Origin of the sequence: Ideonella sp. B508-1, assembly GCF_000333615.1 — a bacterium.
In the GTDB taxonomy this organism is placed as follows: domain Bacteria; phylum Pseudomonadota; class Gammaproteobacteria; order Burkholderiales; family Burkholderiaceae_C; genus Ideonella.
Genome location: NZ_BADL01000004.1, coordinates 1 through 5031 on the forward strand (window position 1 = coordinate 1; position 5031 = coordinate 5031).

At 69.3% G+C, this 5031-nt stretch carries 3 protein-coding genes, 2 rRNA genes and 1 pseudogene; 1 reads left to right on the forward strand and 5 read right to left on the reverse strand.

Annotated features, from left to right (window positions below; genetic code table 11):
* From I73_RS00300 to I73_RS00310, 3 genes and pseudogenes are all read right to left on the reverse strand, one after another.
* Positions 1-426 (reverse strand): annotated as a pseudogene (locus tag I73_RS00300) (hypothetical protein); the annotation flags it as partial.
* Positions 423-2051: a GMC family oxidoreductase gene (locus I73_RS00305; protein ID WP_022978794.1), complete on the reverse strand. Its 1629-nt coding sequence runs from the start codon at positions 2049-2051 to the stop codon at positions 423-425. The gene I73_RS00305 and the pseudogene I73_RS00300, both read right to left, overlap by 4 nt.
* The gene (locus I73_RS00310; protein ID WP_022978795.1) at positions 2048-2572 is read right to left on the reverse strand and encodes a hypothetical protein; all 525 of its coding nucleotides are present in this window, start codon (positions 2570-2572) and stop codon (positions 2048-2050) included. The genes I73_RS00305 and I73_RS00310 overlap by 4 nt, the downstream gene beginning before the upstream one ends.
* Before the next feature lie 133 nt (positions 2573-2705).
* Here I73_RS00310 and I73_RS00315 point away from each other — a divergent pair, with 133 nt between their 5' ends.
* Positions 2706-4442, forward strand: coding sequence for a long-chain-fatty-acid--CoA ligase (locus I73_RS00315; protein WP_022978796.1), 1737 nt, complete (start codon positions 2706-2708; stop codon positions 4440-4442).
* 80 nt (positions 4443-4522) lie between these two features.
* Here I73_RS00315 and rrf read toward each other — a convergent pair.
* Both rrf and I73_RS00325 read right to left on the reverse strand, forming a co-directional pair.
* Positions 4523-4635, reverse strand: a 5S ribosomal RNA gene (gene rrf, locus I73_RS00320).
* A gap of 151 nt (positions 4636-4786) precedes the next feature.
* Positions 4787-5031, reverse strand: a 23S ribosomal RNA gene (locus tag I73_RS00325); the annotation flags it as partial.

The following is a 5031-nucleotide window of genomic DNA, read 5'->3' on the forward strand; positions in this document are numbered from 1 at the left end:
ACCGCCAGGGGCCGGGATGCCCCGCGCCCGCAGTTGCCGCAGCCAGGGGTTCCAGATGGCGCGGTTGCACAGATAGCCATGCACCAGCAGCACGCCCTGCCGCCCCGCGGCGTCGGCCGGCCACACATCGGGCTCGGCCTGGCTGCGAAAGGGCTGCCGCCAGGCGAATACCCGGGGCGCCGCCCGGCACTCGGCCCACCAGGCACGCCAGGCCTGGGCCGCGGGGGGCGGTGCCAGGCCGCTGGCGCGCTGCACGCGGCGCATCAGCAGCACGGTCAGCCCCAGCCAGGCGGCATGCCCGCCCAGCGCCAGCAGCGTGAGGGCCAGCGCCAGTGCGGGAAGCCCGCTGGCCCAGGCCATGCCGGCCAGCAGGGCCCAGAGCAGCAGCCCCAGCAGCAGGGCCCGGCGCTGCCAGCGGGCGATCATCCGAGCAGCGACACCGGCCGCCCCGACAGGCGCTCGGCCAGGGCGCTGCTCAGCCGGGCGGTGATGCCGTAGATGCTGAGCTGCGGGTTGACGCCCAGGCTGGTGGGGAACAGGGAGCCGTCGTGCACCGACAGATTGTTGATCTGCCAGTGCACCCCGTCGGGCCGCACCACGCCCAGGGCTTCCTGGCCGCTCATCGCGCAGCCACCCATCACATGCGCGCTGACGATGCGGGTCTTGAGCGGCTCCATCGGCAGGTCGCGGATCTGGGCCCGGGCATCGGCCCAGCGGGTGGTGGGTCGGGCCAATTCATGCACCGGCAGCACCTCGCGGGCCCCCGCGGCGAACTGCAGCTCGGCCATGGCCAGCAGGGCCCGGCGGGCGCCTTCCATCAGGTATTCGTTGAGCGGGTAATTCAGCACCGGCGTGCCGTCGCCCCGCAGGCTGACCAGCCCGCCCGGGGACTGCGGGTGGTAGCCATCGCGCAGCAGCGCCAGCATGACCTGGGTGTGCGGGAACTGGCGCATCAGGGCGGCCGCCTCCGCCCCCCAGCCCGGCAGCGTGGAGGCGAAGATCACCGGATGCAGCGGCGACACCTCCAGCTTGAAACCGAGAGGGCCATCCAGCGGCTGGGTGTCCAGGTAGTGGTCGCTGTAAATGCTTTGCGGCGCGCCCTGCCAGCCCTGCACGGGCTGGGGCATGTGGGCCGCCGACAGCAGCACCGGGTGCAGGAAGGTGCGCCGGCCCAGGCGTTCGAAGGGATCGGGCAGGCCCGAGCGCATCAGCAGGGCCGGCGAGTTGATGGCGCCGCCAGCCACCACCACATGGCGGGCCCGGATGCGGATGGGATGCGCCGCGTCGGGCGTGCCGTCGGCACGCAGCGGCACGCCATGCAGGGCCTGCACGGTGCGGCCCTGCCATTCCAGCCGCTCCACCCGGGTCTGCACCAGCAGGGTCGCGCCGCGGTCCAGCGCGGCCGGCACGGTGGTCAGCAGCATGGACTGCTTGGCGTTGGTGGGGCAGCCCATGCCGCAGGAGCCCAGGTTCCAGCAACCCCGCACATTGCGCGGGATGGGATGGGTGGCGATGCCCAGGCGTTCGCCGCCACGGCGCAGCGCGGCGTTGTTCTCGTTGGGCGCGGCCAGCCAGGGCTGGATGCCCAGACGCTGCTCGACCTGGTCGAACCAGGGCGCCAGGGTGCGGGCATCCCACTCGGTCAGACCGAAATGGGTCTGCCACCAGGCCAGTGTGGGCTCTGGGGTGCGGAAGCTGCTGGTCCAGTTGACGGTGGTGGAGCCGCCGACGCAGCGCCCCTGCAGGATGGTGATGGCCTTGTCGGCCGTCTTGCGGGCCGCGCTCTCCTGGTAGAGCGTGGGATAGGCCTCGTCTTCGCGCTGGTGGAAGTCGCTGCTGGACTTCAGCGGCCCCTCTTCGATCATGACCACCGACAGGCCGGCTCGGCTGAGCAGCTCGGCGGTGATGCCGCCGCCCGCCCCGGTGCCGACGATGGCCACATCCACGCTCAGGCGCTCCGGCAGCGGGCCATGGGGCCCGCCCAGCACCTTCCAGCCGCGCGCCAGGCCTTCGCGGATCGGGTCCGACGCGGGAGAAGCACTCGCGGTCATGGTGCGATGGAACCAGCCAGGGGGGCCGGTCCGGGGTAGCCCAGCACCGCCCAGGTGGCGGGACTGGCGAAGTAGGCGGCCTGGGTGAGGTCGCGCAGGGCGTGATAGATCTGCTGACGGGTGGTGTTGTCCGACAGGCGCATGGACTGCAGCGCGGCCTGCACGTCCTGCGGGTCGGCCGCGGCCCAGCCGCAACGCAGGCCGGTCAGGGCCAGGCGGCTGGGCGCCAGGTCCAGCAGGGCCAGCAGCTGGCTGAGCTCGCGCCGGGTGGCGGGCGGCAGGCCGGCCACCGTGGCCTGCAGGCGCTCGAGGTGCTGGTCCAGCGCGGCTTGGCGCGCTGCCGCGTCAGTGGGCAGCAGATCGGACAGCACCGCCTGCGCCACGGCCCGCCACAAGGCTTGGGCCGCAGGGCTGAAGCGGCCCTGCAGCCAGCCCGGGGTCCACAGGGCCACACCCGCCCCGGCCACGCCCAGGGACACCGAGGCCAGCAGGCCCAGGCGCAAGAGGGATCGTCGTTGCATCTTCGCAGTGTGGCACGTTGCAGGGCAGCGCCCTGCCCCGATAGGACAACTACCGTTGCGCAGGGCCGCGCGGCTGAACGACCATCCGGGCACCGCGCGGCCGGATGGCTGCCCCCGCCCACGCCAATGCCCCATGAGCCCAGTTGAACCGCGCAGCCCCGCTGCCCCGCCCCGCCCCTGGCTGGGCCAGTACCCCACCGATGTGCCGCACACCATCGACGCGCTGAGCCATGCCTCGCTGGTGTCGCTGCTGGAGGATGCCTGGCAGCGCCACGCCGACCGCGAGGCCACCCTGTGCATGGGCGCACGCCTGCGCTACCGCGACATCGACGCCCTGTCGCTGGCCCTGGCCGGCTGGCTGCAGCAGCACGGCCTGGTCAAGGGCGACCGGGTGGCGGTGATGATGCCCAACCTGCCGCAGTACTACCCGGTGATGGGCGCCATCCTGCGGGCGGGCTGCGTGGTGGTGAACGTCAACCCGCTCTACACCCCACGCGAACTCAGCCACCAGCTGCGCGACTCGGGCGCCAAGGTGCTGTTCATCCTGGAGAACTTCGCCGCCACGCTGGAGGCCATCACCGAGCCGCTGCCGGTGCGCCAGGTGGTGCTGTGCGCCATGGGCGATCTGCTGGGCTTCTGGCGCGGCGCGATGGTGAACTTCGTGGTGCGCCACGTGCGCAAGCTGGTGCCCGAACACACCCTGGGCAGCACGGAGAAGCGCCGCGTGCTGCGCTTTGGCGAAGCCCTGCGCCAGGGCGGCCAGCACCCCTTCCAGCGCGTGCCACTGGGCCCCGACGACGTGGCCTTCTTGCAATACACCGGCGGCACCACCGGCGTGTCCAAGGGCGCCACGCTGCTGCACCGCAACCTGGTGGCCAATGTGCTGCAGATGGACGCCTGGTTCAGCCCGGTGCTGCACCGGCTGGGCGACCGCCCGTTGACCATGGTGGCCGCACTGCCGCTGTACCACATCTTCGCGCTGACCCTGTGCGGGCTGTTCAGCACCCAGCGCGGCATGCTCAACCTGCTGATCCCCAACCCGCGCGACCTCGGCGGCCTGGTGCGCACGCTGGGCCAGCACCGCGTCAACCTGTTCCCGGCGGTCAACACCCTGTTCAACGCTCTGACCGAGCACCCGGACTTCGCCAAGCTGGACTTCTCGGAGCTGGTGGTCTCGGTGGGCGGCGGCATGGCGGTGCAGCAGGCCACGGCCGAGCGCTGGCTGCGCCTGACGGGCTGCCCCATCGTCGAGGGCTATGGCATGTCCGAGACCTCGCCGGTGGCCACCTGCAACCGCATGGATCTGAACAGCTTCAGCGGCACCATCGGCCTGCCGGTGCCTTCCACCGACATCGCCATCCGCGACGAGGCCGGCCAGGATGTGCCGCCCGGCCTGCCCGGGGAGATCTGCATCCGCGGGCCGCAGGTGATGGCCGGCTACTGGAACCGCCCGGACGAAACCGCCAAGGTGATGACCGCCGACGGCTTCCTGCGCAGCGGCGACATCGGCATCATGGACACGCGGGGCTATGTGCGCATCGTCGACCGCAAGAAGGACATGATCCTGGTGTCGGGCTTCAACGTATACCCCAACGAGATCGAGCAGGTGGTCAACCTGCACCCCGGCGTGCGCGAGTGCGCCGCGGTGGGTATCCCTGACCCGCATTCAGGCGAGGCGGTGAAGCTCTTTGTGGTGCGCCGCGACACCACGCTCAGCGAAGACGACATCCGCCACTACTGCCACGACAACTTCACCGCCTACAAGCGACCCAAGGTGGTCGAGTTCTGCGAAGAGCTGCCCAAGACCTCGGTGGGCAAGGTGCTGCGCCGCGCACTGCGCGACCACGGTGCCACCGCCGTGGCGGCTTAAGCTTCCCTACCAATGCTGGCGAAAATGCTTCTGAAAAGAAAAAACCCCGGCTGCCATGGCAACCGGGGTCTTGGATATTAGCCTGACGATGTCCTACTTTCACACGGGAATCCGCACTATCATCGGCGCAGAGGCGTTTCACTGTCCTGTTCGGGATGGGAAGGAGTGGGACCACCTCGCTATGGTCATCAGGCTTAACTTGTTGCCTGGTCGCTGCACCGGGAGGTGCTGGGCGGCCAAGCCAATTCAAAGAGTCTTGTGAATCAGATGATTGCGTCTACCGACTTGAACGGTATAACTAGAATTCTCACCCAGTTCTTTGATGCATTTTACATCAAAGTTATAGGGTCAAGCCTCACGAGCAATTAGTACTGGTTAGCTTAACGCATTACTGCGCTTCCACACCCAGCCTATCAACGTCCTGGTCTCGAACGACTCTTCAGGGGGCTCAAGGCCCCGGCAAGACTCATCTTGAGACGAGTTTCCCGCTTAGATGCTTTCAGCGGTTATCTCTTCCGCACTTAGCTACTCGGCAATGCCATTGGCATGACAACCGATACACCAGCGGTGCGTCCACTCCGGTCCTCTC